22 protein-coding genes are annotated in these 22,954 nt (G+C 61.6%); 11 read left to right on the forward strand and 11 right to left on the reverse strand.

The features are described from left to right. Positions 1-35 precede the first annotated feature (35 nt). From NKJ55_RS15400 to NKJ55_RS15410, 3 genes are all read right to left on the reverse strand, one after another. On the reverse strand, positions 36-512 hold the full coding sequence (locus NKJ55_RS15400) for an Lrp/AsnC family transcriptional regulator (protein WP_023678802.1): 477 nt from the start codon (positions 510-512) through the stop codon (positions 36-38). A gap of 10 nt (positions 513-522) precedes the next feature. Continuing rightward, a complete protein-coding gene (locus NKJ55_RS15405) occupies positions 523-1,596 on the reverse strand; it encodes a tartrate dehydrogenase (RefSeq protein WP_352450647.1) in 1,074 nt (357 codons plus the stop codon). A gap of 84 nt (positions 1,597-1,680) precedes the next feature. Next, positions 1,681-3,006: an NAD(P)/FAD-dependent oxidoreductase gene (locus NKJ55_RS15410; protein ID WP_352450648.1), complete on the reverse strand. Its 1,326-nt coding sequence runs from the start codon at positions 3,004-3,006 to the stop codon at positions 1,681-1,683. Positions 3,007-3,164: 158 nt separating this feature from the next. Here NKJ55_RS15410 and NKJ55_RS15415 point away from each other — a divergent pair, with 158 nt between their 5' ends. The 6 genes from NKJ55_RS15415 to NKJ55_RS15440 all read left to right on the forward strand — a co-directional run bounded on the left by NKJ55_RS15415 (position 3,165) and on the right by NKJ55_RS15440 (position 10,451). Then, a complete protein-coding gene (locus tag NKJ55_RS15415; RefSeq protein WP_352450649.1) occupies positions 3,165-3,368 on the forward strand; it encodes a hypothetical protein in 204 nt (67 codons plus the stop codon). Positions 3,369-3,785: 417 nt separating this feature from the next. Next, complete coding sequence (locus NKJ55_RS15420) at positions 3,786-5,450, forward strand: ABC transporter ATP-binding protein (protein ID WP_352450691.1); 1,665 nt, start codon at positions 3,786-3,788, stop codon at positions 5,448-5,450. A gap of 23 nt (positions 5,451-5,473) precedes the next feature. Continuing rightward, positions 5,474-7,144, forward strand: a complete 1,671-nt coding sequence (locus tag NKJ55_RS15425; RefSeq protein WP_352450650.1) for a peptide ABC transporter substrate-binding protein — start codon at positions 5,474-5,476, stop codon at positions 7,142-7,144. An 84-nt stretch (positions 7,145-7,228) separates the two neighbouring features. Further along, a complete protein-coding gene (locus tag NKJ55_RS15430) occupies positions 7,229-8,179 on the forward strand; it encodes an ABC transporter permease (protein WP_352450651.1) in 951 nt (316 codons plus the stop codon). 32 nt (positions 8,180-8,211) lie between these two features. Further along, a complete protein-coding gene (locus tag NKJ55_RS15435) occupies positions 8,212-9,090 on the forward strand; it encodes an ABC transporter permease (RefSeq protein ID WP_352450652.1) in 879 nt (292 codons plus the stop codon). 29 nt (positions 9,091-9,119) lie between these two features. Then, positions 9,120-10,451 (forward strand): NAD(P)/FAD-dependent oxidoreductase, encoded by a 1,332-nt coding sequence (locus NKJ55_RS15440; RefSeq protein ID WP_502904483.1) that lies wholly within the window; start codon positions 9,120-9,122, stop codon positions 10,449-10,451. A gap of 145 nt (positions 10,452-10,596) precedes the next feature. On the opposite strand, the gene NKJ55_RS15445 is transcribed toward NKJ55_RS15440, so the two are convergent. Beyond that, a complete protein-coding gene (locus NKJ55_RS15445) occupies positions 10,597-11,535 on the reverse strand; it encodes an ornithine cyclodeaminase family protein (protein ID WP_352450654.1) in 939 nt (312 codons plus the stop codon). A 56-nt stretch (positions 11,536-11,591) separates the two neighbouring features. On the opposite strand from NKJ55_RS15445, the gene NKJ55_RS15450 reads away from it, so the two are divergent. From NKJ55_RS15450 to fghA, 5 genes are all read left to right on the forward strand, one after another. Beyond that, positions 11,592-12,629, forward strand: coding sequence for a GNAT family N-acetyltransferase (locus NKJ55_RS15450; RefSeq protein WP_352450655.1), 1,038 nt, complete (start codon positions 11,592-11,594; stop codon positions 12,627-12,629). 11 nt (positions 12,630-12,640) lie between these two features. Continuing rightward, positions 12,641-13,819 carry an alanine racemase gene (locus NKJ55_RS15455; protein WP_352450656.1) on the forward strand — a complete coding sequence of 393 codons (1,179 nt, stop codon included), beginning with the start codon at positions 12,641-12,643 and terminating at the stop codon, positions 13,817-13,819. 55 nt (positions 13,820-13,874) lie between these two features. Continuing rightward, a complete protein-coding gene (locus NKJ55_RS15460; RefSeq protein WP_352450657.1) occupies positions 13,875-15,149 on the forward strand; it encodes an NAD(P)/FAD-dependent oxidoreductase in 1,275 nt (424 codons plus the stop codon). Next, complete coding sequence (locus NKJ55_RS15465; RefSeq protein WP_352450658.1) at positions 15,146-16,600, forward strand: aldehyde dehydrogenase family protein; 1,455 nt, start codon at positions 15,146-15,148, stop codon at positions 16,598-16,600. The genes NKJ55_RS15460 and NKJ55_RS15465 overlap by 4 nt, the downstream gene beginning before the upstream one ends. Before the next feature lie 459 nt (positions 16,601-17,059). Then, complete coding sequence (fghA, locus tag NKJ55_RS15470; RefSeq protein WP_352450659.1) at positions 17,060-17,911, forward strand: S-formylglutathione hydrolase; 852 nt, start codon at positions 17,060-17,062, stop codon at positions 17,909-17,911. Between the two features lie 21 nt (positions 17,912-17,932). On the opposite strand, the gene pqqE is transcribed toward fghA, so the two are convergent. The 7 genes from pqqE to NKJ55_RS15505 form a co-directional block, all read right to left on the reverse strand. Further along, positions 17,933-19,054, reverse strand: a complete 1,122-nt coding sequence (gene pqqE, locus NKJ55_RS15475) for a pyrroloquinoline quinone biosynthesis protein PqqE (protein WP_352450660.1) — start codon at positions 19,052-19,054, stop codon at positions 17,933-17,935. Further along, positions 19,051-19,347 (reverse strand): pyrroloquinoline quinone biosynthesis peptide chaperone PqqD, encoded by a 297-nt coding sequence (gene pqqD, locus NKJ55_RS15480; protein ID WP_352450661.1) that lies wholly within the window; start codon positions 19,345-19,347, stop codon positions 19,051-19,053. Before pqqD ends, pqqE begins: the two co-directional genes overlap by 4 nt. Continuing rightward, positions 19,344-20,102, reverse strand: coding sequence for a pyrroloquinoline-quinone synthase PqqC (gene pqqC / locus NKJ55_RS15485; protein WP_352450662.1), 759 nt, complete (start codon positions 20,100-20,102; stop codon positions 19,344-19,346). Before pqqC ends, pqqD begins: the two co-directional genes overlap by 4 nt. Further along, the gene (pqqB, locus tag NKJ55_RS15490; protein WP_352450663.1) at positions 20,099-21,037 is read right to left on the reverse strand and encodes a pyrroloquinoline quinone biosynthesis protein PqqB; all 939 of its coding nucleotides are present in this window, start codon (positions 21,035-21,037) and stop codon (positions 20,099-20,101) included. The genes pqqC and pqqB overlap by 4 nt, the downstream gene beginning before the upstream one ends. A 153-nt stretch (positions 21,038-21,190) precedes the next feature. Next, complete coding sequence (locus NKJ55_RS15495; RefSeq protein ID WP_101918690.1) at positions 21,191-21,286, reverse strand: pyrroloquinoline quinone precursor peptide PqqA; 96 nt, start codon at positions 21,284-21,286, stop codon at positions 21,191-21,193. A 214-nt stretch (positions 21,287-21,500) separates the two neighbouring features. Further along, the gene (locus NKJ55_RS15500; protein ID WP_352450664.1) at positions 21,501-22,364 is read right to left on the reverse strand and encodes a substrate-binding domain-containing protein; all 864 of its coding nucleotides are present in this window, start codon (positions 22,362-22,364) and stop codon (positions 21,501-21,503) included. Position 22,365: 1 nt separating this feature from the next. Then, on the reverse strand, positions 22,366-22,890 hold the full coding sequence (locus tag NKJ55_RS15505; protein ID WP_023678824.1) for a c-type cytochrome, methanol metabolism-related: 525 nt from the start codon (positions 22,888-22,890) through the stop codon (positions 22,366-22,368). Between the last annotated feature and the right edge of the window lie 64 nt (positions 22,891-22,954).

Raw genomic sequence — 22,954 nt, forward strand, 5'->3', positions numbered from 1 at the left:
CGCCGCCGCTTGAGGACCGAGCCGGAGCAGCTTTCTCATTTGTCGAAAATGATGTCGAGAGGCAAATGGGATTTCACGATCGGTGACTTCAGCACGACGAAGCTGAAATATTTGTCGATTCCGATATCCAATTCGATCATGCGCTCCATGATCGTCTGGTACTCGCTGATGCCCGCTGTGACAAACTTCACAAGATAGTCGTAGCCGCCTGAAACCAGATGGCATTCGATGACAGAATCGACTTTCTGAATTGCGGTGAGAAATCTCGCGAAGTCGTTCTGTTGATGGTGCTTGAGCGTGACTTCGGTGAAGATCGTTAGAGTCTGTCCGAGCTTGGACACATCGATCTGGGCGGAATAGCCGGTGATGAAGCCTTCCGCCTGAAGCTTCTTCACCCGCATCAGGCAAGGGCTCGGCGAAAGGTTGACCAGGTCGGCAAGCTCGACATTCGTGACCCGCCCGTTCTTTTGCAGTTGGGATAAGATCTTGATGTCGATCCTGTCGAGCTTCATTGGAAACCTGTCACACGTTCGAACCGCGGATCGCCCGACAGACGGCGTCCGTCACCTCCTGCGTGGTCGCTGTCCCTCCTACGTCCGGCGTCAGCACGCCTTCACTCGTCACCGCTTCCACAGCGCTCATCAACCGCACGGCAGCTGCGCTCTCGCCCAGATGTTCGAGCATCTGGGCAGCGGTCCACAAGGTGGCGACCGGGTTGGCAATACCTTTGCCAGCGATGTCGAATGCCGAGCCGTGAATTGGCTCGAACATCGAGGGATAGCGCCGCTCGGGATCAATGTTGGCGGTCGGTGCAACGCCGAGACTGCCCGCGAGCGCGCCTGCAAGGTCCGACAATATGTCGGCGTGAAGATTGGTGGCGACGATCGTATCGAGGCTCCGAGGTTTCAACGTCATACGCACTGTCATAGCATCGACTAGCATCTTGTCCCACGCGACGTCCGGGAATTCCCGCGCCACCTCGGCTGCGATTTCGTCCCACATTACCATGCCGTGACGCTGCGCGTTGGATTTCGTAACTACTGTCAGGAGCTTTCGCGGCCGTGACTGCGCCAGCCGGAATGCATAGCGCATGATGCGTGTGACGCCGACGCGCGTGAAGATCGCGACCTCGGTTCCGACCTCCTCGGGGAGTCCGCGATGGGCGCGGCCGCCGTGGCCTGAATACTCGCCCTCGGAATTCTCCCGCACCATCACCCAATCCAGATCGCCAGGGCCAACGCCCGCCAGCGGCGAAACAATCCCGGGCAATATCCTGGTCGGCCGCACATTGGCGTACTGATCAAAGCCTTGGCAGATCGGCAGCCGGAGGCCCCAGAGCGTGATGTCGTCAGGCAGATCGGGGGCGCCCACCGCGCCAAAGAAGATGGCGTCGAAGCGCTTCAGTTGCGCCACCCCATCTTCGGGCATCATCCGACCATGGGCCTTGTAATAGTCTGAGCCCCAGTCGAAGTGCTGGACGCGGAGCTTGAAGTCGCCGCAGCGCTGCTGCAGCGCCTCAAGCGCCTGGAGACCTGCGGCAATCACCTCCGGGCCGATCCCGTCGGCCGGAATGGCGGCAATCTCATATTCGCGCATCGTCACTTCCCTGTTTTTTGGTGCTGGCCGCCTGGTGACCTCAATCTCGTGTGCGATCGATTGTATGTTGGCAAGACGGTCTTCTCAGAATTCAGCGACCTTGCCCCACGCAGCAGTCTTCAGGCGCTCGGGCCTATAAGGACGCGGATCGACGATAGGCTCGCTGCCTGTAATGATGTCGGCGATCATATGCCCCGCGCCGGGGCCAATCCCGAAGCCGTGACCGCTGAATCCCGCCGCCAGGATGAAGCCCGGAATCCCCTCCACTTCGCCGACTGCGGGAATGCCATCGGGTGTACTGTCGATATAACCCGCCCACACATCGGAGATCGCGACGCGTTGGAGTTCGGGGATCAATTCGCAGGCTCTTCGATATGTCAGCCGAATCTGTCCCATGTCGGGCTTCGGGTCGAGAATGCGATTCCGTTCCATTGGCGTGATGTCGTCGAGGGCCCATTTGCGCAGACTTTCATGGCCTTGACGCCAGCCCTCTAAGGCGCCCGGGGCGAGATTGCGCCAGCGGCGGGCGAACATAGGTACAAACTCGCGGCCGAACCTGAACTGCTGCGGCGTTGGATCGACACGCGCCCGCCCGCTGATCGCCAGCGCGTATCCACCGTTGCTACGCCGCGTCAGAGAGACGCGCGTGGTATGCAGCGCATCCGGCAGGCTGTTTGCGCCGGGTGCCACGGCCAGAATGGACGAACGCACGGCAGCTTGCGGGAAACGCACACCAAGCTGGTTGCAGAAGGAAGAAGCCCACGCGCCCCCGGCCATGACAACAGTCTTTGTCTGGATGGTGCCGGCTTCGGTCACCACAGCGCTCACCCGGCCGGCGCTTAGCTCCAGCCCGCGCGCCGCGCAATGCTGATGTACGGTGCCGCCCGCTGCCATGATGCCGCGCGCGGCAACCGGCACTGCCTTGGAAGGGTCCGCCGTTCCGTCAGTTGGCGAGAACACGCCACCTTTCCATTTGCGGCCCGTCGCTTTGCCCCGTTCGGTGGCTTCTTCCGCGCTCAGCATGTGCGTGGTGATCCCGACCGTTCTCGCAAATTCGCGCCACTTCGCCCAGCCTGCCAGCTCATTTTCGTCCTGAGAGAGATAGAGGAGACCGCAACGGCGAAATCCAGTATCCTCGCCAGTCTCCTGTGCCACCTTCTCCCAGAGATCGAGGCTCTTGGTTGCCATTGGCAGCTCGCGCGCATCGCGGTTCTGCTGGCGGCACCAGCCCCAGTTGCGGCTGGACTGCTCGGCCGCGATACGCCCCTTCTCGACCAGGGCGACCTTGAGGCCGCGGCGCGCCAGATAGTATGCGCTGAACACGCCCACCACGCCGCCGCCGATAACGACGACGTCCGCCTCGCGAGGGAGGGAATGGCTGCAGTCGATGTGCATGAGCGGCGCGGGCATGGATGGGACTCCGGTAGTTTGAAGCATCCTAACCTGCAGCCCGCAGAGGCAGGCTGCGGAGTTTGTGCCTGGACGGAATTTCCTGCGTTTGGCAGTCCCCAGGACAGGCAATTATTGCGCGATAAGCTCGCTGCGCGGAGCAAGCGGGAGTAAACTTCATGCAGTCGCGTCATCTGCGGCATGGGCGGCACACGGCGCAGTCGTCGAGCTTGATCGGCAGCGCCTTGGCCGACATTGTGATGGGCCGCACGGTCACCAATCCGCTCGGCGGCATGGCCTGCACATGTGCCGATGTACACCGGAAAGCCTTGGTCCTATCCCTCATGGGCGCATATTGCCGGATGAAGGATATGGTTGCCTGATCCCGGTTTCCGCGCCGAAACGGGAACAGAGTGAAATGCCGAACTGGATGTTCTTTTCAGAAGTTCCTGCCGCGCGAGGGCCAAGTTTCGAAGACTCTGCGGAAACAGAACAGTCAAACTGGCTGGAAGAACGGAGCCACCCTTCCTTATGGCAGGCAGGCTCCAGAGGACATCCGACAGGCAGGGCTTGCCCCGTCGGAGAGTTCTCCAAGAAAAAAAGGGAACAGAGTCCGGTACACGGACCGGATTTCATAAGGGAGCCGCCAGGATGAGCAGAACCCGTCTCTCGCAGCCTCAGCGCGCGAAGCGTCGAGAAGGCCAGACTGCGGCCGCTACGGTGAGGCGCTTCTGCTCAAAGGGCGATGATGCAGTCCGCAATAGGGTGGACGCGCTCGGTTGAAAGGGGAGGTGATCTCGATGGTCGCAAGCATCCAGGCTGTAGCCCCCCACGATGTGGCGCTTTCGGTGCGCGATCTCACGGTGAATTTGCCGCAAGGCATGGAACGGACCCATGCTGTCAAGGACATTTCCTTCGATCTGAAACGCGGCCAGATCCTCTGCATCATAGGCGAGTCCGGATCGGGTAAGTCGGTCACGGCGAACGCGATCATGGGGCTACTGCCCAAGGTGATCCGCCTCTCATCGGGAATAATCCAGCTGGAGGGGATGAACATCATCGGCATGTCGCCCGACAAGCTGCGCAACCTGCGTGGACGGGTCGTGTCGATGATCTTTCAGGACCCGCTCTCGGCGCTCAATCCCCTGATGACGGTGGGCGCGCAGATTGACGAGGTCATGGCAGCGCATGGCTTCGGCACGCCACAAATCTGTCGAAGCCGCGCAATCGAACTGCTCACTGAAGTAGGCCTGCCAGATCCCGAACTCATGTATCACCAGTACCCTTTCCGGCTTTCGGGCGGGCAGCGGCAGCGCGTCATGATCGCCATGGCCCTGGCGCTCGAGCCGACGGTGCTGATTGCGGATGAGCCAACCACCGCGCTCGACGTCACCACCCAGGCTCAGATCCTGCAACTGATCCGGGACATTCAGCGGCGCAAGGGCATGAGCGTGATGTTCATCACCCACGATTTCGGCGTGGTGGCCGAGATCGCCGACAGCGTCGTGGTGATGGAAAAGGGCAATGTCGTCGAACAGGGCAGCGCCGAACAGGTGCTGAAGTCGCCCAAGCACCCTTATACCCAGCGCCTGATTGCAGCCGTACCGCATTTGACCGGCGAAGATCGCCCTCGTCCGGAGGCTGTCAGCAAGGAGCCGATCCTGAAGGTTGAGGGTCTGGTGAAGACCTATCGCGGCGGCAGCGCGCTGTTCGGCGCGCAACGAATTGTGACAGCGGTCAACGAGGTGTCGTTCGAACTGGCGCCCGGCCGCACGCTAGGGGTCGTAGGCGAGAGCGGTTCGGGGAAATCGTCGCTGGGCCGGCTCCTGATCAAGCTGCTGGACAGTGACGGCGGCGGGATCTTGTTCGAGGGCTGTGACATAGCCAAGCTTTCCGAAGCGAAGTTCCGCCCGCTTCGACCGCGGATCCAGATGATCTTCCAGGATCCCTTCGCTTCTCTGAATCCACGCTCGACGGTCGGCCACATCATGACGGTAGGTCCGGTGGCGCACGGGATGCCTTATGCTCAAGCGCGCGATAAAGCGCGTGCACTTCTGGCACATGTCGGTCTCGATGCCGGCGCTTTTGGCCGCTACCCGCACGAGTTCTCGGGTGGGCAACGCCAGCGCATCGGCATCGCTCGTGCGCTGATGTTCAAGCCGAAGCTGTTGATTGCCGACGAGGCGGTCTCCGCACTCGACGTGTCGATTCAGGCGCAGATCCTGCAGCTTCTGGACCAGATCCAGCGCGAGACGGGCGTGTCGATGGTCTTCATCACGCACGACCTGCGCGTCGCCAGCCAGATCTGCGACGAAATCGCGGTGATGCAGAAGGGCCGGATCGTCGAGCGCGGACCGCCCTCGCAAATATTCCTGAACCCGCAAGCAACCTACACGCGCCAACTGGTAGCGGCAATTCCAGGAGAGCGGCCGGGCAATGCCCGTCCAGTAGCAGCAAACGCATAAGAAATAACAAGAGAGGAACTACCATGACCAAAAATTCATCGACTACGTCCAACTACTCGAGGCGCGAAGCGCTGCGACTGATGGCGATAGGTGGGGCTGCAGGCCTCATCGCGCCCAATCTGTTGGGCAAGCCCGCCTTTGCCAAGACCCCTCCTGCAGGCCCGGCCGGTCGCGTCATCGTCGGCCTCTCCCAAGAGCCGACCGTGTTCAATCCGCTGATGGCGCATATCGAAGTCGATGACGCGGTCCATTTCTCGGTTTTCGACGCGCTGGTCCGCATGGATCCCCAAGGTGGCCTACATCCAAACCTCGCAGCCGAGGTGCCAAGCCAAAAGAACGGCGGCATTTCGGAGGACGGTCTCAACTGGCGCATCCGGTTGCGTGACAATGCCCGCTGGCACGACGGTGAGCCCTTCACGGCCGAGGACGTGAAATTCACCCTTGAACTCATCACGAACCCGAAGTTTCGCGCTTGGCGCACGAGCGGCCATTCGCTCGTGCAGGACATCACAGTGGTTTCGCCCACCGAGATCACATGGCGGATGAAGGAGGCTTTTGCGCCCTATCTTTCGTTCTTGGCCGAAACGTTCATCGTGCCCAAGCACATTCTGGAGAAAGAGGCCGATCCGAATACAGCCGCCTTCAACCAGGCGCCGGTCGGCACCGGCGCATTCAAATGGAGCCAGCGCGTCGCAGGTGATCACATCGAGCTCGTCGCCAATCCTGAGTACGCGGGCGAAGGCCCCTATGTCGAGCAGCTCATCTTCAAATACATCCCCGACATGACGGTGCTCTACACGCAGTTCAAGAGCGGCGACGTGGACCTGGTCGATCAGTCGTACATCACCGCCGACCATTATACTGAAGCCCGCGAACTAGCAGACCGCGTGGTGACACTTGAGACCGGGTCATCCCTGGAGTCGATCTACCTCAATTTGGGCCGCCCGCAGTTCAAGGAGTTGGCAGTGCGCCAGGCGCTCTACGCCGCCTTGGACAGGAAAGCGATCGTCGACACGATCTATTACGGCGTGGGCACTCTCACCGAGACCTTCATGCCGAAGGAGTCCTACTACTACGACCCGAACCTGCCGGTTCAGGAGTTCAATCTGGACCGGGCGCGCCAAATCCTTGATGAGGCCGGCTGGGCGCCGGGGCCGGATGGAATCCGCGCCAAGGATGGGGTGCGACTGTCCTTCTCCAACTCGACAACTTCTGGCAACAACCTCCGCGAGCAGACGCAGCAGTTCCTGCAGCAGACGTTTGCCGAGATCGGCGTCGAGATGACGATCTCGAATTTGCCGGCTGCAGTTATGTGGGGCGAGTTCTGGCTGAAGTCGCAATTCGACACCGCAATGGTGGGCGTCACCTATCTGATTGCAGCGGACCCCGACGCCACAAACCGGCTCCATACGAAGGCAATCGCCGCTCAAGGCGGACACGGTTCGAACACCGGGCAATATTCCAACCCTGAGGTCGATGCCCTGCTCGAAAAGGGCGCTCGCAGCTTCGATCCGGAAGAACGACGCGGGATCTATAATCGCGTGCAGGAAGTGGTGCGCCATGATCTGCCCTTCCTGCCGCTGTTCGCGTACACAATCGTCCTCGGGCGCAAGAAAGGGTTGGACGGCTTCGAGCCCAACGCCAACACCCGCACCGCGTCGTGGGATGCCGCAGCCTGGCAGTGGAAGGCCTAATCCACGCAGTTGCCGCCGCCCCGCCGATTCCGCCGCGGCGGCGGCAACAGACTAAAATCATCAACCCACAATGGAGGGACTCGAATGCGCGGCTTCCTGCTCAATCGCCTCTCGCAGAGCCTGGTGCTGCTTGTGATCGTTTCGATCATCGGCTTCGGCATTCTGAACCTCCTTCCCGGCGGCCCGCTGGCGCAATTCGGGCTCGATCCCGGAATGACCCAGCAGGATATCGAGCGTCTCAAGGGGCTGCTGGGCCTCGATCGACCCATATGGATCCAATATCTGGACTGGGCATGGCGGCTGGTGCGGGGCGACTGGGGTCACTCCTTCCGCGACGGAGCGCCGGTATTGGAGGTGATCGGCAGCCATCTCTTTGCCACGCTGCTGCTGATGGGGTCCTCAACCGCAATTGCGATCTCCATTGGCGCCTGGATTGGGATCCGAGGCGCCACGCGCCGCTACTCGCTGTTCGATTATCTTGCAACTGTCGGGGCCATGGTTGCGTTGTCGGTCCCCACCTTCTGGTTCGGACTCGTCGGCATCTACGTCTTTTCCCTGAAGTTGGGTTGGCTGCCTGCGGGTAATATGTCCGAGATCGGCGACGCCTCGATCCTGGGCTACCTCCACCATCTGATCCTGCCAAGTATCGTGCTGTCGCTGGTCCATGTCGCGATCTGGAGCCGCTACATGCGGACGGCCACTCTCGACGCCATTAGCCAGGACTTCGTCAAGACCGCTCGGGCCAAGGGGTTGAGTGAACGCCGGATTCTGATGAAGCATGTCGTCGGCAACGCACTTTTGCCGATGATTACCTTGGCCGGGATGCAGCTTCCCAGTGTCCTCACTGGCGCGCTCGTGACCGAAACCGTCTTTACCTGGCCAGGAATGGGACGGTTGTTCCTCGATAGCCTTGGTTACAGCGACTATCCGGTTGTGATGGGGCTGCTGATGTTCTCCGCCATTCTCGTTCTGATTGGAAACCTGATCGCCGACATTGTCGTCGCTATTGTCGATCCGCGCATTCGTCTGGCTTGAGCGCGCAACTTCCCCGACAGGAGACAGCCGATATGACCGCTTTCACCGCAAATGCAGCTCCAAGCCGATGGGGAAACAACCGCGCGGCACGTCGTTTCATGCGGCATCGCTTGGCGCTGCTCGGGTTAGCGATGATCATCTTCCTGAGCCTCGCTTGCGTCCTCGGCCCCCATCTCCTGCCTTATAACTCACTGTACATCGATCTGCGGGCCCGCTTTGCCCCTCCGCTGACGGGCTACCACTTTCTAGGTACCGATCCGCTTGGCCGCGACGTGGCGGCAAGGCTTTTGATGGCGGGACGAATCTCGCTGCTGGTCGGTTTCTTTGCCATGGTTTTGTCGACACTCATCGGCACCCTGGTCGGCGTAATTGCCGGCTATCGCGGCGGCTGGGTCGGGGCCACGCTGATGCGCACGGTCGATGGATTCCTGTCATTCCCATCGATCTTTCTGCTGCTGGCGCTGGCTGCCGCACTGAAGCCCAGTCCTGTGATGATCACCGTCATTATCGCTCTCACCAGTTGGATGGAGGTTGCCCGCATAGTCGAAGCGGAAGTCCGCTCGTTACGCGAACGCGAGTTCGTCCTAGCCGGGCGAATGCTGGGATTGAGCGGCACCCACATCATGTTCCGCGAGATACTGCCCAACGCCATGGGGCCGATTATCGTCGCTTCCACCTTGACGGTCGCGCGCGCCATTCTCATGGAAGCCTACATCAGTTTCCTCGGCTACGGGATCCAGCCGCCACTGCCCAGCTGGGGCAACATGCTCAATGGCGCCCAGCAATATCTGGGCAGCGCACCTTGGCTGGCAATCATTCCCGGAGCTGCAATCACCATCGCCGTAACCAGTTTCAATTTCATCGGTGACGGGCTGCGTGATGCGCTCGACGTCCGAGACGACCACATCTGAAGTTTCACCGACCGTAGATTACCCCTGCAATGCAGCGAGAAGTCAGCCACGTGCAAGAGCCTCATATCGCCGACAAGAACACACCCTACTGGTGGGAAGCAGCGCCCGTCATGCCGCTGCCGCGGCAGCCGGTCGCAAAGAACCTTGACGTGGCAATTGTCGGCGCCGGTTATGCCGGGCTTTCGGCCGGGCTTGCGCTGGCGCGCGAAGGACGCTCGGTCGCAGCCTTTGATGCGATGAATCCGGGCGAGGGTGCTTCCACCCGCAACGGCGGGATTACGAGCGGGACCATCCGGCCGGACTATGCCACGATCACCCGGCGCTTTGGGGAAGAGAAGGCCATGGCGATCGAGGCCGAGGGCAAGGTCGCACGCGAATTCCTCTACGACTTCATCAAGACCGAAGGGCTCGACTGCGACTTCCGACTGGTTGGCCAGTTCAAAGGCGCTTTCGGATATGAACAGTATGAGAAGATGGCACGGGGCGCCGAGACGCTGGCGAAGAAACTGGGGATCGAGTCCTACGCGGTTCCGCATGCCGAGCAGCGAAATTATATCGGCACCGACTTCTACCGCGGCGGGACTGTTCGGATGGACATTGGCGGGCTGCACCCCGCAAAATTCCATGCTGAGCTCCTGCGGGTGGCGCTCGCATCCGGGTTGACGGTTCATTCGCATACAGTGGTCAAGTCGATCGAGAGGAACGGTTCGGGGTTCCGTGTCGCGACTTCGGCAGGGACGGTGGATGCACGGCAGGTTCTGGTCTGTACCAACGGCTATACCGACGGCGCCGCTCCCTTCCTGCGCCGCCGCCTGGTTCCGGTTCGCAGCCGGATCATCGTGACCGAAGAACTTGCGCGCGATATCATGGCGCGGCTGATGCCGAAGCTGATGACGATCACCGAGAACCGGCAACTCGGTTTCTATTATCGTCCCTCGCCCGACGGGAAACGTATCCTGCTGGGGGGCCGTGACAGTTCCCGCGTCGGCGATCCGGCGGCGCCGAAACTTCTCCTTCGCAAGGGCCTGGTGAACCTTTTCCCGGAGTTGGAGAACGTGCGCCTTTCGCATTGCTGGTTCGGCAACGTGGCGATGAACCGAGACATGCTGCCCCGCATCTTCGAGAAGGGCGGTGTGGTCTATGCCTCCGGCTTCTGCGGTTCGGGCGTGGTCTGGGCGCCATGGATTGGCATGCGTGCGGCCCACAAGTTGATGGGGCATGGCGAGCAGTCGCGCACTGCGTTCGACTTTCGACCGCCTTCGGCCGTCCCGCTCTATCGTGGCAATCCGTGGTTCATGCCGGCGATTATCCAGGGCTATCGGTTGCAGGACCGTATCGCCTTCTGGCGCGCCAGACGCTAGTCGCCGACATCCGGGGCGATCCGTGGTTCATGCGGGCAACCCTTTGGCGCGCCCGCCGCTGACACGACTGCAGGATCGCGCGAGGTCACCTTGTTGCCGGAGAGTGTCGAAAAATCCGTCGGGACTGGGCCTGGTGCGAAACTGATCAGCGGTGGGACGCCTTTGCGCGGATCAGCGCGTCGGCCATGTAGAGGTCCTGCAGGGAGATGCCGGAACTGTCGAAGACCGTGATCTCATTGTCGAAGCGGCGGCCGAGCGCACGCCTTTCAATAACGTCGCCGATTGGTGTTACCGCGAGCACGCCGGCGTCGATTTCGTCGCGCACGTATTGGAACTCGCCGATCTGGACGGACTGGGAAAGCAGATCACAAAACAGACGTGCCTTCGGAAATAATTCGCTCGGCAATTCGCGTTTACCCGGAGCATCCGACCCGATGCTGACGATATGGGTTCCGGGTCCCACCCAAGCGGCATCGAACAGCGGTTCGCGTGCGGGTGTCGCCGTCACCACGATGTCGGCCGTGCGCACGGCTTCTTCCGGCAAGGCAGCGCGCGCCTTCAGTCCCCTTTCGCCGATCTGATCGACAAAAGCGTCGCGCCGCGGCGAAGGCCGGGCCACGACCAGCACGGTTTCGATTGGGCGGATGCGTGCCAGCGCCATCACTTCGAAGCTCGCCTGGTTGCCGGCCCCGAAGATCGCCAGAACCTTGGCTTGCTTGCGCGCAAGAAGATCGGCCGCAACCGCGTCGGCGGCGGCCGTCCTGTAGGCGTTGACCTTCCCGGCCTCGACTACGGCGCCGAGCCGACCTGTATGCTGATCGAGCAGCACGATGGTCGAGTTGTGGCGGGGAAGGCCACGTGTCGGGTTGCCCGACCAGAAGGAGCCAATTTTCACGCCGGTCAGCTCGCCCGACGAACCGGATTTGATTGAGAAGGTATTGGTCACCTCCTGTGTGCGCCCGAGAACGGCCGGAAAGACCCAGCTCTGCCGCGATGCTGCCGCCACGAGAGCCTCGCGCGCCGCCTCGAAAGCAAGTTCATGCGTGACGAGGTCGGCTGTCTCCTCTTCGCTGATGTAGATCATCCAAAATTCCTCCTGGGCATCGGCGATCGCGGGCAACCACGAAGCGGCGATTCAAGGTGCCAGGTATTCCTCGCCCGATTTGCACGATTTGGCATGCCGAGGAACTGCATAAAACGAATAATACCGCTGATTTGCAGGGGCAAAACAGCAGCGAAATCTGTCCGCCGGGCGCGACTCTAAGATCCGACTTCAATCCGATTCTGGATCAACTGACAGCGTTGCACCTTATGGCTTTTGAGCATGACAGAGATGTCGTCAGCGCCCCGATCGAGCTGATGAAATTGGAAACCCGCCATTTGCCGGGCGCACTGAAGCTGTCGCAGGAGATCGCCTGGCCCTACCGTCAGGAGGATTGGGAATTTGCCCTGATGGTCGGCAATGGCCTGGTCCTTGAGCGGGCAGGACAGGTGATTGGCACGGCCATGTCCTGGTATTACGGACAGTCCTATGCCTCGGCCGGGATGATCATAGTTACTGGGTCCGCGCAAGGCGGTGGCAACGGCGCCCGGCTCTTTGATGGATTGCTTGAGGCGACACACGGTCGCAACCTGCTGCTCAACTCAACCGAGGAGGGGCTGGCGCTCTACAAGCGACGCGGCTTCACTGCCTGGGGCACGGTGCTTCAGCACCAGGGCTCGCTGGCTGTCGCCGTGACGCGGAGTACCCGCGACGACATCCGTCAAGCGACAGCCTCTGACCTCGCGGCAATCCAGGCCTTCGACGAACGGGCCACGGGCATGCCCCGGCTGCCGATGGTGGCTGCGCTCGCCGATGTGGGCAACGCATTGGTCATTGAGCGCAGGGGACGGATTGCAGGCTACGCTGTCGCGAGGAGGTTTGGCCGCGGCTATGTCGTCGGCCCTTGTGCAGCCGAGAGCGACCACGACGCGCGGCTTCTGATCCTGGCCCAGCTTTCGAAGCTTCACAATCAATTCGTTCGCATCGACGTCTATGCCGAGGATGGATTGGGCGACTGGCTTGCGAGCCTTGGCCTGCAGCGGTCCGGCACTGCGACCGCCATGGTCAAAGGACAACGACCCGTCGCCGAGGGGCCAGCCCATATGTATGCGTTGGCAAACCAGTCGTTCACTTAGGAAACGAGACTATGAATAAGATGGCGGCAAACCTGGCGGTGAGCGAGACGGCTAGGACGATCGACGCCTTGGTCACCCCGGCGCTGCTTCTCGACCGTGGGCGGCTCGAGCGCAACATCAAGGGTCTGGCTGAGCGCGCCAGGAAGCTTGGCGTGGTGCTGCGCCCGCATATGAAGACGGCCAAGAGCATCGATGTCGCCCGATACGCGTTCCATCACGAACGCGGTCCGATCACGGTCTCGACCATCGCCGAGGCAGAGTATTTCGCGGGCCATGGCTTTCGAGACATGACCTACGCGGTCGGCATCTCGCCGGCCTCGGCCAAGCGGGCCATGGAGCTTTGTCGCCGCACCGGCGCTGATGTGAAGCTGTTGCTCGATTCGGTCGGGCAGGCCGATGCCCTGGCCAGCGTCCGCGAAGCCACCGGTATGACCCCATCTGTTTTCATCGAACTGGACTGCGATGACCATCGCGGTGGCTTGAGGCCAGACGACCCGAAGTTGCTCGACGTGGCCGGCAGTGTCGTCGCGGCCAGTGCCAAACTCGTCGGCGTTCTCGCCCATGCAGGCGAATCCTATGGCTTGAACACGCCCGATGCGCTGGTCAAGGCAGGCGAGAACGAGCGTTCAGCCACGGTGCGCGCCGCTGAAATCCTGCGCGCCCATGGCCATGCCTGCCCGATCGTCAGCGTCGGCTCAACGCCGACAGCGCATTTCGCCAGCAATCTTGAGGGGGTCACGGAGCTGCGCGCCGGGGTCTACATGTTCTTCGACCTGGTCCAGCACGGCGTTGGGGTGTGCGAACTCGACGACATCGCGATTTCCGTATTGGCCACGGTGATCGGGTCCAAGCCGGAAAAGGGATGGGTGCTGGTTGACGCTGGATGGATGGCGCTTTCGCGCGACCGGGGAACCGCAAACCAGCAGATCGACCAGGGTTACGGCGTGGTCTGCGACGAAAAGGGGCGGGTGCTTGAAGATGTGATCGTGGCCCAGGCCAGCCAGGAACACGGTATTCTCGCCATTCGTGCCGGCTCTGGAAAGTCCATGCCCGAGTTGCCGCTCGGGACTCGGGTCCGCATTCTGCCCAACCATGCGTGTGCGATGGCCGCCCAGCATGATTTCTACAGCGTTGTCAACGGGGACAGCCCCAAGATTGAAGCGCGTTGGGAGCGGATGCGCGGCTGGTAGGCGCGCGACTACGCTCGGATGTCGCCCCACTCAATCAACACTGGTGGTCAAGAAAATGAAGTTTACCTCTTACTGGCTGGATACGTCTCAGCCGTTCAATGAAGGGTCGTCCAGACCGCTCGAAGGCCACTACGACGTGGCGATTGTGGGCGGCGGCTTGACCGGCTCCTCCGCCGCGCTGGCCCTTGCCAAAAAGGGCGCCCGGGTTGCCATGTTGGAGGCCGAAACGATCGGCAATGCCGCGTCCGGCCGCAATGGCGGCATGTGCAACAACGGCTTTGCCCAGAACTATGCAATCATGGCTGGCAAGCACGGCAAGCCGGCCGCAAATGCGCTCTACAAGGCTTTTGACACCGGCGTCGATATGGTCGAGCGGCTGGTGCAGGAAGAGAAGATCGACTGCAGCTTCTCCCGCGTCGGCAAGCTCAAGCTTGCCGCCAAGCCCGAGCACTACGACGTGCTGGCGCGCAGCCAGGAACTACTGGCTGCCAATGTCGATCCCGACACCAGGATGATTGCGCGTGAGGACCTGCGAACCGAAGTCGGCACCAACCGCTACCATGGCGGGCTGCTCTTTCCCAAGAGCGCGGGCATGCATGTCGGCCGGTTCGTCCGGGGCCTCGCGACCGCCGCTGCCCGGCGTGGCGCAGAGGTCCATGAACGCTCGCCCGTCATGGCGATGCGCAAGGTTTCAGGCGTGCATGAGGTAACGACGCCAAAGGGCAAGATCGTCGCGCGGCAGGTCCTGTTGGCAAGCGGCATTTCCCAGGTTGGCCCGCTCGGCTGGATCCGCCGGCGCATGATCCCGGTCGGCGCATTTCTGATCGTGACCGAGCCGCTGTCGCCCGACCACCTTAGGCGTCTCATGCCGACTGGGCGCATGGTCGTCGACACGCGCAATCTCGTTGTCTACTGGCGGCTCACGCCGGACAATCGCCTTCTGTTCGGCGGGAGGGCGCGCTTTGCCGTGTCCAACCCTCAATCCGACGAAAAAAGCGGCCGGATACTCAAGGCGGCGATGGTCGAGGTCTTTCCGGAACTGGCCGGCACCAGCATCGACTACTGCTGGGGCGGCATGGTCGATATGACCCGCGATCGCCTGCCGCGCGCCGGAGAGCGCGATGGCATCTATTACTCGATGGGCTATAGCGGACACGGGACCCAGATGTCGACGTTGATGGGCACCATCATGGCCGACGTCATGGACGGGCGCCCCGAGCTCAATCCCTGGAAGGATTTCGACTGGCCAGCGATCCCCGGTTATTTCGGGCGCCCCTGGTTCCTACCGATTCTCGGCGCCTATTACCGCATGAAGGACCTTGTAGGGTGATGACGCCCCTCGAACACCTGGCCCGCAACGGCCACCTGGACAAGTTCTTCTTCGACGGTCAATGGGTTGAGCCGAGCGGCACCGCGACGGGCGTCGTCGTCAATCCCGCCACAGAAGAGGTTGTGAGCCAGTTTCCGCTAGGAAATGGCGAGGACGTTGACGCGGCCGTTGCAGCGGCTCGCAGGGCATTCGCCTCCTGGAGTCGGACCACGCCAGAAGACCGCGCGGGTCTGCTCGATCGCCTGCAAGCGCTGCTCGAGGCGCGCGGCGAACTGCTGGCTCAATGCCTGAGCCTCGAAATGGGCGCGGCGATCGGCTATGCGCGCAGCGCCCAGGTGCCGCTGGCGATCACGCATGTTAAGGTCGCTCGCGATGTGCTGACAGACTTTCGCTTCGTCAAGCAACGGGGGCAAACCGCCGTCACCCACGAACCGATCGGTGTCTGTGCCTTGATCACTCCGTGGAACTGGCCACTTTACCAGATCACCGCCAAGGTTTCGCCGGCGCTCGCTGCAGGCTGCACGGTCGTGCTGAAGCCGAGTGAGCTTTCTCCCTTGGACGCCCTGCTGTTCGCCGAGGCAATCGAGGAAGCCGGCTTCCCTGCCGGGGTTTTCAACCTCCTGCAAGGTGATGGTCCAGGCGTGGGTATGGGTCTCGCCTCCCATCCGGATGTCGACATGATCTCCATTACCGGGTCCACCCGCGCGGGCATTGCGGTGGCCCAGGCGGCAGCGACGACGGTCAAGCGTGTCGCGCAGGAGCTCGGCGGCAAGTCGCCGAACGTGATCCTGCCGGACGCAGATCTCGATCGCGCCGTTTCTCTGGGCGTAGCCGCCGCCTTCCGCAATCTCGGCCAGTCATGCAGCGCCCCGACGCGCATGATCGTGCCACGCGCGCTGCTCTCCGAGATCGAGGCAATCGCCAAAAGGGCCGCAGCCCAGATCGTCATTGGCGATCCGCTTTGCGAAGCCACAACTCATGGTGCAATCGCAAACCGTGCCCAATTCGACCGCATCCAAACCATGATCGGCGTCGGCATTTCTGAGGGCGCCAGGCTTCTCACCGGCGGACCGGGCCGTGCGCACGATCTGAACGTCGGGTTCTATGTGAGGCCGACCATCTTTTCCGACGTGCGCACGACCATGCGCATTGCCCAGGAAGAGGTCTTCGGGCCAGTTCTCTGCATCATCCCCTACGACACAATCGAGGAGGCCGTCACCATCGCCAACGACACGGTCTACGGTCTGGGGGCCCATGTGCAGGGCCAGGATGTGGACGCCGTCAGGGACGTGGCCTCGCGGATCCGCTCCGGTCAGGTGCATCTCAACTACCCGGCCTGGGATCCGCACGCCCCGTTTGGCGGTTTCAAGCAGTCCGGAAACGGACGCGAATATGGGATCGAGGGCATGTTGGAGTATCTCGAGGTAAAATCCATACTCGGCTATTTCTAGGCCCTGGGCCTGTCCGTGGCTTTCGACGGTCGGGAATAGCCGTCGGCTCACAAGTTCTTGCTCGGTACCCTGGCGCGCTTGCTGCGAGCCCACGCGATGACGCGTGCGTGCTCGTCCGCCATAGCCGCGTCGAAGCGGCTGTCGCCACTGAAAGCCAGGGCAAGTGCATTTGCGCAGAGTTCGGCGTCCCGGAAGCATCGCCGATGCCTGCGCAGTGACTGCGTCCTTGTTATAGCCAGCATCGTCAACAATCGCCCAGCCTGGCCCGTATGGCTTGCTGGGCAACGCTGCGCCACCGAGTGGCCTCTCGCGCCTTGCTGCGCCAAGAAGGTCGGCGAAGGCAGGCCATCCCGGCTCCGATCAAGAGCCCCGCGCGCCAGCCGGCCCACCAAGGTTGCCGCGATCACCCTTGATGTCGTAGAGCCTACGGTCGGCGGTTAAATTGGTGGAGAAGAATATATGCCAGAGCACCCGAAACTCGTCTCGACTGCCAAGTCGCATGGCGGCGCCCAGCATGTTTACTCTCATCTTTCGACGAGCTGCTCGTGCGAAATGACGTTTGCCATTTTCGTGCCTCCGCAGGCACGGGAAAGCCGTTGCCCCGTGGTGTGGTACCTCTCCGGGCTCAGCTGCACCCATGCGAATGTAATGGAAAAAGGCGAATACAGACGTATTGCCGCCGAACTTGGCTTGATCGTTGTCTGTCCCGACACCAGCCCGCGTGGTGCCGACATTCCGGATGAAAAGGACAATTGGCAGTTCGGCAGCGGCGCCGGTTTCTACCTCGACGCGACGCAAGAGCCGTATGCCAAGAACTATCGCATGTATTCCTATATCGTCGAGGAGCTGCCAGCCGTGATCGGGCGCGAATTTCCCGCCGATATGGCGCGCCAGTCGATCTTCGGCCATTCGATGGGCGGGCATGGCGCGCTGACGATCGCACTGAACAATCCCGCGCGTTTCAGAAGTTGCTCGGCCTTTGCGCCGATCGTGCAGCCAAGCACAGCCGGCTGGTCGAAGCCGGCTTTCGAAAAATATCTCGGCCTGGATGAGGCCTCGTGGCGGCGCTACGATGCCACTTCGCTCATCGAGGATGGACACCGTTTCCCGGAATTCCTGGTCGATCAGGGAACGTCAGACGGTTTCCTCCAGGAGGGCCTCAGGCCTTGGCTGCTCGAAGACGCCTGCTCCAAGGCAGGCATTCCGTTGAAATTGCGGATGCAGGACGAATACGATCACTCCTATTTTTTCATTTCGACATTCATGCATGACCATATGACGTGGCATGCCGAACGGCTTTCACGAGGGTAGGCCGTAGGAATAGGTCGGCAGTCAGGCGGGCTCGGTGACGACGCCGATGCGCCGGTAGACGAATGGTTCGTCCTTCGAAGGAACCGTCGCAGCGCGCTGGGCCTCGTCGATCAGCATTGCCATGCGCGCATGGATCGGCGATTTCGCGCAAGCCGGGTCCGTCGCGGCGGCATCGCCGGCGATTGCCATCGCCTGGCAGCGACAGCCGCCCCAGTCGATCTCGCGCCGCTCACAGTTGCGGCAGGGCTCCTGCATCCAGTCCGTGCCTCGAAAGGCATTAAATGCCGGGGAATCGGTCCAGATCGCGGCCAGGCTGCCTGATCCAAAACGCTCGAAGCCGAGCGACGGTATGGTCTGGGCGGCATGGCATGGCAGTACGGTGCCGTCTGGCGTCACCATGAAGGCGTCGCGCGCCCAGCCGCCCATGCACGGCTTGGGATAGATGGCGAAATAATCCGGCGTGACGAAATCGATGTTCATGATGCCGGTGAGCCGTTCGCGCGCCGCCGCGACGATCTCCGCCTGGCGGTCGACGGCAGCACGCTCGGGCATCAGTTGATCGCGATTGGTCAGCGCCCAGCCGGCGTACTGCACGTTGGCGATCTCGAGACGCTCCGCACCCAGCGAAAGGGCCAGATCGATGAATTCCGGTACCTCCTCGATATTGTGGCGATGGATCGGCGCGTTGATGGTAAGCGGCAAGCCGGCCGCGCGAGTGCGGCGTGCCGTTTCCAGCTTCTTTTCGTGGCTGCCCCTGTGATTGCCGATGCGCTCGGTGGTCGCCGGCCGTGCACCTTGAAAGCTCAGTTGCAGATGGTCGAGCCCGGCTTCGGCAAATGCCTCGATGCGGCCATCCGCAATGCCGACACCGGCGGTGATCAGGTTGGTGTAGACGCCGCGCGCCGAAAGCCCGGCGATCAATTGCTCGAGATCGCGACGCAGCGTCGGTTCACCGCCGGACAGATGCACCTGGAGAACGCCAAGGTCGGCCGCCTGCGAGAACAAGTCGAGCCAGCTCTGCGTGTCGAGTTCGCAATTAGCCTTCAGCAATTCGAGCGGATTGGAGCAATAGGGGCATTGCAGCGGGCAGCGATGCGTCAGTTCCGCAAGCATGCCGATCGGGGGGAGAGGGGGCTCGCTCATAGCTTCACCAGCAGCTTGTCAGACCATTCCTGCAGGAAGGCGATGACATCGGCTGCCACAGCCTCCTGTTCGGCATCATAATCTGCGGCAAGGCCGGCAATGATGTGGCCGACCGTGGACCGCCCATCGCAGCGGCGCAATATGTCGAGGCTGATGTCGTTTGGCCAGAACACCTTTTCGGGCGACAGCACGGCGAACGCCTGGCGCACGGGGTCATACTGTATGCGCACGTGCTTCGGCAGCGATGGAACCGACTGCAGCGACACTATGGCTCTTTCGCGCAGTGCCATCATTGGGTTGCCTCCGGGCGGAAGGCGCCGGGCGGGATATTGCCCGGCTCGCCATAGGCGTGTTGAAGCGCGTCGAGCATGGCCCAGAGTATATCGCATTTGAACACCAGTGCATCGATCGCCTGCTGCTGGCGTTCTGCCGTGTCGGCACGTTCGAGCACATAGGCGAGGGCGAAGTCGGCGTCGCGCGAGGCCTGTTCGGGCCGTCGGGTGAAATAGGCCAGCGTGTCCTTGGTGATATAATCGTATCTGGCCAGCATCGCGGGTACCCGCTCGCCGATGATGAGCGGCGAGAACATCTCGGTCAGCGACGACGCGACCGCCTCCAGCAGGGTCCGGTTCGTGCAAAAGGAGAGGTAAGCGCCAACCGCAAAACGTGTCGCCGGCAGGGCCAGCCTCTCGCTCTTCACCGCGTCGGCATCGAGACCGAGCGAGGTCGCCAGGTGCAACCAGCGCGCAATACCGCCGCTCCAGCCGTCCTCGCCGTCATGATCCTCGATGCGTTTGCGCCAGGCGGCGCGAAACGCCGGATCCTCGGCATGAGCGAGGATCATGGCGTCCTTGCGCGGAATGACAGCCTGATAGCAATAGCGGTTCAGCGCCCAGGCCTGCATCTCGGTCCTCGACAGCGCACCGCTGGTCATCCTGTGATGGAAAGGATGGCGGTTGTGATAGCGCTCGGCACCGACCTGCCGCAGCACGGCTTCGAGCTCGCTTGAGGACAGGCCGTTGCTGGCTGCGTCGTGGAAATCACTCAAAGGTCCATCTCCATCCCGTCGCGGGCCACTTCCCAGCCAGCCGCTTCGACTGCTGCATGCTCGGCAGAATTCTCGTCCAGAACAGGATTGGTGTTGTTGATGTGGACGAAGACACGGCGGCCAATCCTCACATCGGCCAAGCCGGCGATCGACCCTGCGTCTCCCGACATTGCCAGATGCCCCATGCGCGCACCGGTCTTTTGGCCGACGCCGGCAGCAATCATCTCGTCGTCGGCGAAGACCGTGCCGTCGAACAGAAGGCATGCGGCATCGGCTAGACGCGTGCGCAGGGTCGCATCGATGCGGGCGCAGCCGGGGATGTAGAAGACGGAGCCGCGACTGCCGGCACCGGCGATACGGACGCCGATCGTGTCGCCGGCATCGGAGCTGAAATTGGCATCCGGCTGGCCTCTTTCTTCGAGATAGAGGGCTATCTTCCCGGGCACGGGAAAGCTCTCGACAGCCACCCCGGTGTCGTGGCCGTCTGCGTCGCAGATCGACAGTTCTTGCGCCGGCGGCAAGATGCGTCGCGGCACGAGCGCCGGATCGAGGACATTGAAAATCGAATTCGCCTTCAGCGTCGCCAGAACCTGTGTCGTTGCATAGATAGCGAAAGGCTGCCTCTCACGCAGGCTGAGCAGGCCGGCCACATGATCGACATCGGCATTGGTCAGCACCACCGCGCGAATAGGTGTCGAGCGCAGCGGCGCATCGTGCGCGGGCTGCAATTCAGGCGTTGCCGCGATCTGCTGGCGAATGTCGGGCGAGGCGTTGAACAGAACCCAGCCAAGCCCATCCGCCGACGCGGCGACACTCGATTGGGTTCGTGAATGCACACCAGCTACCCCGGAGCGAGCCGCACGGCTCAGACGATAATTGCAGTTCCATTGCGGAAAGCCGCCGCCGGCCGCCGATCCGATGATTTTCAAGCGCATGAAAACGCCCGCCCCGCGGCTTCTCTGACCAACAGCCAATTTGCAGCCGCAAAAAACGGCCCGCCCACTTTGCGCGCCTCAAACTCTTTCACGAAAATCCCATACGGCAAGGGGATGCGTGCCCCTGTTGCCAGGGACACGCACCTCTGCGGCCTACTTCTTGGGAGTAATTTCAGCAGGCAGATAGCGCGAAATTTCAAAGCCCGCAGCAACCTGACACATGGTCGGTTTAGTCCAGCTCTTCTTCATAACATTTCTCCTCTTCTACCAGCCCGAAGGGGCCGATCCGGTGGTTAGCCAACCATTGCAGGGCACCGAAGCAATGGCTCGTCCATCACGTTCTCAAAATGGACAAATGAACGCAAGGTTTTGAAAGACCGAAAAACAAAACTATCGAAAGTAGCTGTAGTCTTCTCTTCAATTGTTCATCGCGTAGGTTTTTCCTCCTCCTGACCCATCCCGACTATTGCGTGATCGGATTGTCGTGCTCGTCGATCAGCGGCACGTTGTAACCCAGCAGAAGCTTGGTGATCTCCGCCTGGTTTTCCCTGATCACCCGGTTGAGCGTCCGTTTCCATTCCTGGTCGGACGGACGTACGCCCATGGTGATGCGATAAGACATGCGCGAGCCGGTTTTTTCCTTCAGCAGCGGAACAATGGTGACGTCGGCTCCGAGTTCCCTGGCATAGTAACCCGCCATCGGCCCCCACAGGACCGCCGCGTCGATCTTGCCGGCGAGCATGTCCTTGATCATGACCTCCCCCATGGAAGGGGTGACGCGCGTATCCACCGCCAGCGGGTAGATCTTGGCGGTCCGCAGAAGCTTGTTGGCGGCCATGTTGGCGGTTGGCGGCGTGCTTTCGACGACGCCGATTCTCTTGCCGGAAAGTTTCGGGTCTTCGATCGTCTCGATGCCTTCCATGCCGTTGCCTTTGGGGTATACGAGCACATAGGCGGAGCGGTAGTAGGCGTTGGTGTTCTGCACCAGTTCATCGCCTTGGGCGTAGCCCATGATGATGTCGCATCGATTGGCCCCCAGCGTGTTGCGCACAAAGCCGGTGACAGTGGGAAACCACGTGTAAGCGACTGATTTCCGACCCGTCTTCTTGGCAACCAGTTCAGCCAGCTTGTTTTCGAAGCCTTGGCCGTTCTTGTCGGTAAAGGGCATGTTCGAGGGATCGGCGCAGACGCGCAGAATGTCGGGATCGACCAGTTCGCCCGCAGCGCCAAGCCCGGCATTTTGCGCCAGAACATTCGACGGCAGCAAGGCGAGCGCGCCGAGGATCGGCAGAACGACGCGCAGCTTCGATGCAGTGCAGCCGGTCATATCATCCACCCATGCAGGATGCTTCGGCATCCTTGGCTGCCTGAGCCTTGTTTTCGTGCTTGGGCGGCCTGCCGCGGGGTGCCGCGCCATCGGCGCGCGCGCGCAGATAGACGTAGAGATCGTCAAGGTAACAATAGACGTTCTTGTTGTCGCCAAAGGCAGGCATGACGTTTTCCTTGCCGCCGCCGACATTCTTGCGGCCCTCGGCGACGATCGACAGGAACGTGGCGTAATCCATGTTCTTCAGGCTATTAGCTAGGGCAGGCGCATAGCTCGAACCTGTGGCGTCCTGTCCGTGACAGACATGGCAATCTGAGTGATACCGGCGGTACCCGCTGAAGGTGTACCAATCGACGGTTCCGTTTTCGATCTTGTAGGTCGGATTTCCGTCCGCATCTAAATATTTGCCTCCTTCTTGCTTCACCGCCTTGGCTTTCTCCATGCTGTCTTCGGCCCGTACCAGACTTGAGCTGGCCAGAGGCAGCAGGACCAGGGCGAGAGCGGAAACTGCAATGCGAACGATCATTCAGACTCTTCCTTCATTTGCCAGGGACACTGGCTGCCGTCGTGCTCGGCATTAATCGGTGTTG

It is taken from the genome of Mesorhizobium sp. M0106, from assembly GCF_040322715.1.
Taxonomy (GTDB): Bacteria; Pseudomonadota; Alphaproteobacteria; order Rhizobiales; family Rhizobiaceae; genus Mesorhizobium.

Bases quoted from the DNA above. Each gene is read 5' to 3' on its own strand.
- NKJ55_RS15500 (WP_352450664.1), bottom strand. From the start codon at position 22,364: ATGACCGGCTGCACTGCATCGAAGCTGCGCGTCGTTCTGCCGATCCTC.
- pqqB (WP_352450663.1), bottom strand. From the start codon at position 21,037: ATGCGCTTGAAAATCATCGGATCGGCGGCCGGCGGCGGCTTTCCGCAA.
- NKJ55_RS15455 (WP_352450656.1), top strand. From the start codon at position 12,641: ATGAATAAGATGGCGGCAAACCTGGCGGTGAGCGAGACGGCTAGGACG.
- NKJ55_RS15430 (WP_352450651.1), top strand. From the start codon at position 7,229: ATGCGCGGCTTCCTGCTCAATCGCCTCTCGCAGAGCCTGGTGCTGCTT.
- pqqE (WP_352450660.1), bottom strand. From the start codon at position 19,054: ATGAGCGAGCCCCCTCTCCCCCCGATCGGCATGCTTGCGGAACTGACG.
- NKJ55_RS15425 (WP_352450650.1), top strand. From the start codon at position 5,474: ATGACCAAAAATTCATCGACTACGTCCAACTACTCGAGGCGCGAAGCG.
- NKJ55_RS15410 (WP_352450648.1), bottom strand. From the start codon at position 3,006: ATGCCCGCGCCGCTCATGCACATCGACTGCAGCCATTCCCTCCCTCGC.
- NKJ55_RS15420 (WP_352450691.1), top strand. From the start codon at position 3,786: ATGGTCGCAAGCATCCAGGCTGTAGCCCCCCACGATGTGGCGCTTTCG.
- NKJ55_RS15405 (WP_352450647.1), bottom strand. From the start codon at position 1,596: ATGCGCGAATATGAGATTGCCGCCATTCCGGCCGACGGGATCGGCCCG.
- NKJ55_RS15505 (WP_023678824.1), bottom strand. From the start codon at position 22,890: ATGATCGTTCGCATTGCAGTTTCCGCTCTCGCCCTGGTCCTGCTGCCT.
- NKJ55_RS15415 (WP_352450649.1), top strand. From the start codon at position 3,165: ATGCAGTCGCGTCATCTGCGGCATGGGCGGCACACGGCGCAGTCGTCG.
- NKJ55_RS15435 (WP_352450652.1), top strand. From the start codon at position 8,212: ATGACCGCTTTCACCGCAAATGCAGCTCCAAGCCGATGGGGAAACAAC.
- NKJ55_RS15440 (WP_502904483.1), top strand. From the start codon at position 9,120: ATGCAGCGAGAAGTCAGCCACGTGCAAGAGCCTCATATCGCCGACAAG.
- NKJ55_RS15445 (WP_352450654.1), bottom strand. From the start codon at position 11,535: ATGATCTACATCAGCGAAGAGGAGACAGCCGACCTCGTCACGCATGAA.
- NKJ55_RS15400 (WP_023678802.1), bottom strand. From the start codon at position 512: ATGAAGCTCGACAGGATCGACATCAAGATCTTATCCCAACTGCAAAAG.
- NKJ55_RS15495 (WP_101918690.1), bottom strand. From the start codon at position 21,286: ATGAAGAAGAGCTGGACTAAACCGACCATGTGTCAGGTTGCTGCGGGC.
- pqqD (WP_352450661.1), bottom strand. From the start codon at position 19,347: ATGATGGCACTGCGCGAAAGAGCCATAGTGTCGCTGCAGTCGGTTCCA.
- fghA (WP_352450659.1), top strand. From the start codon at position 17,060: ATGCCAGAGCACCCGAAACTCGTCTCGACTGCCAAGTCGCATGGCGGC.
- NKJ55_RS15460 (WP_352450657.1), top strand. From the start codon at position 13,875: ATGAAGTTTACCTCTTACTGGCTGGATACGTCTCAGCCGTTCAATGAA.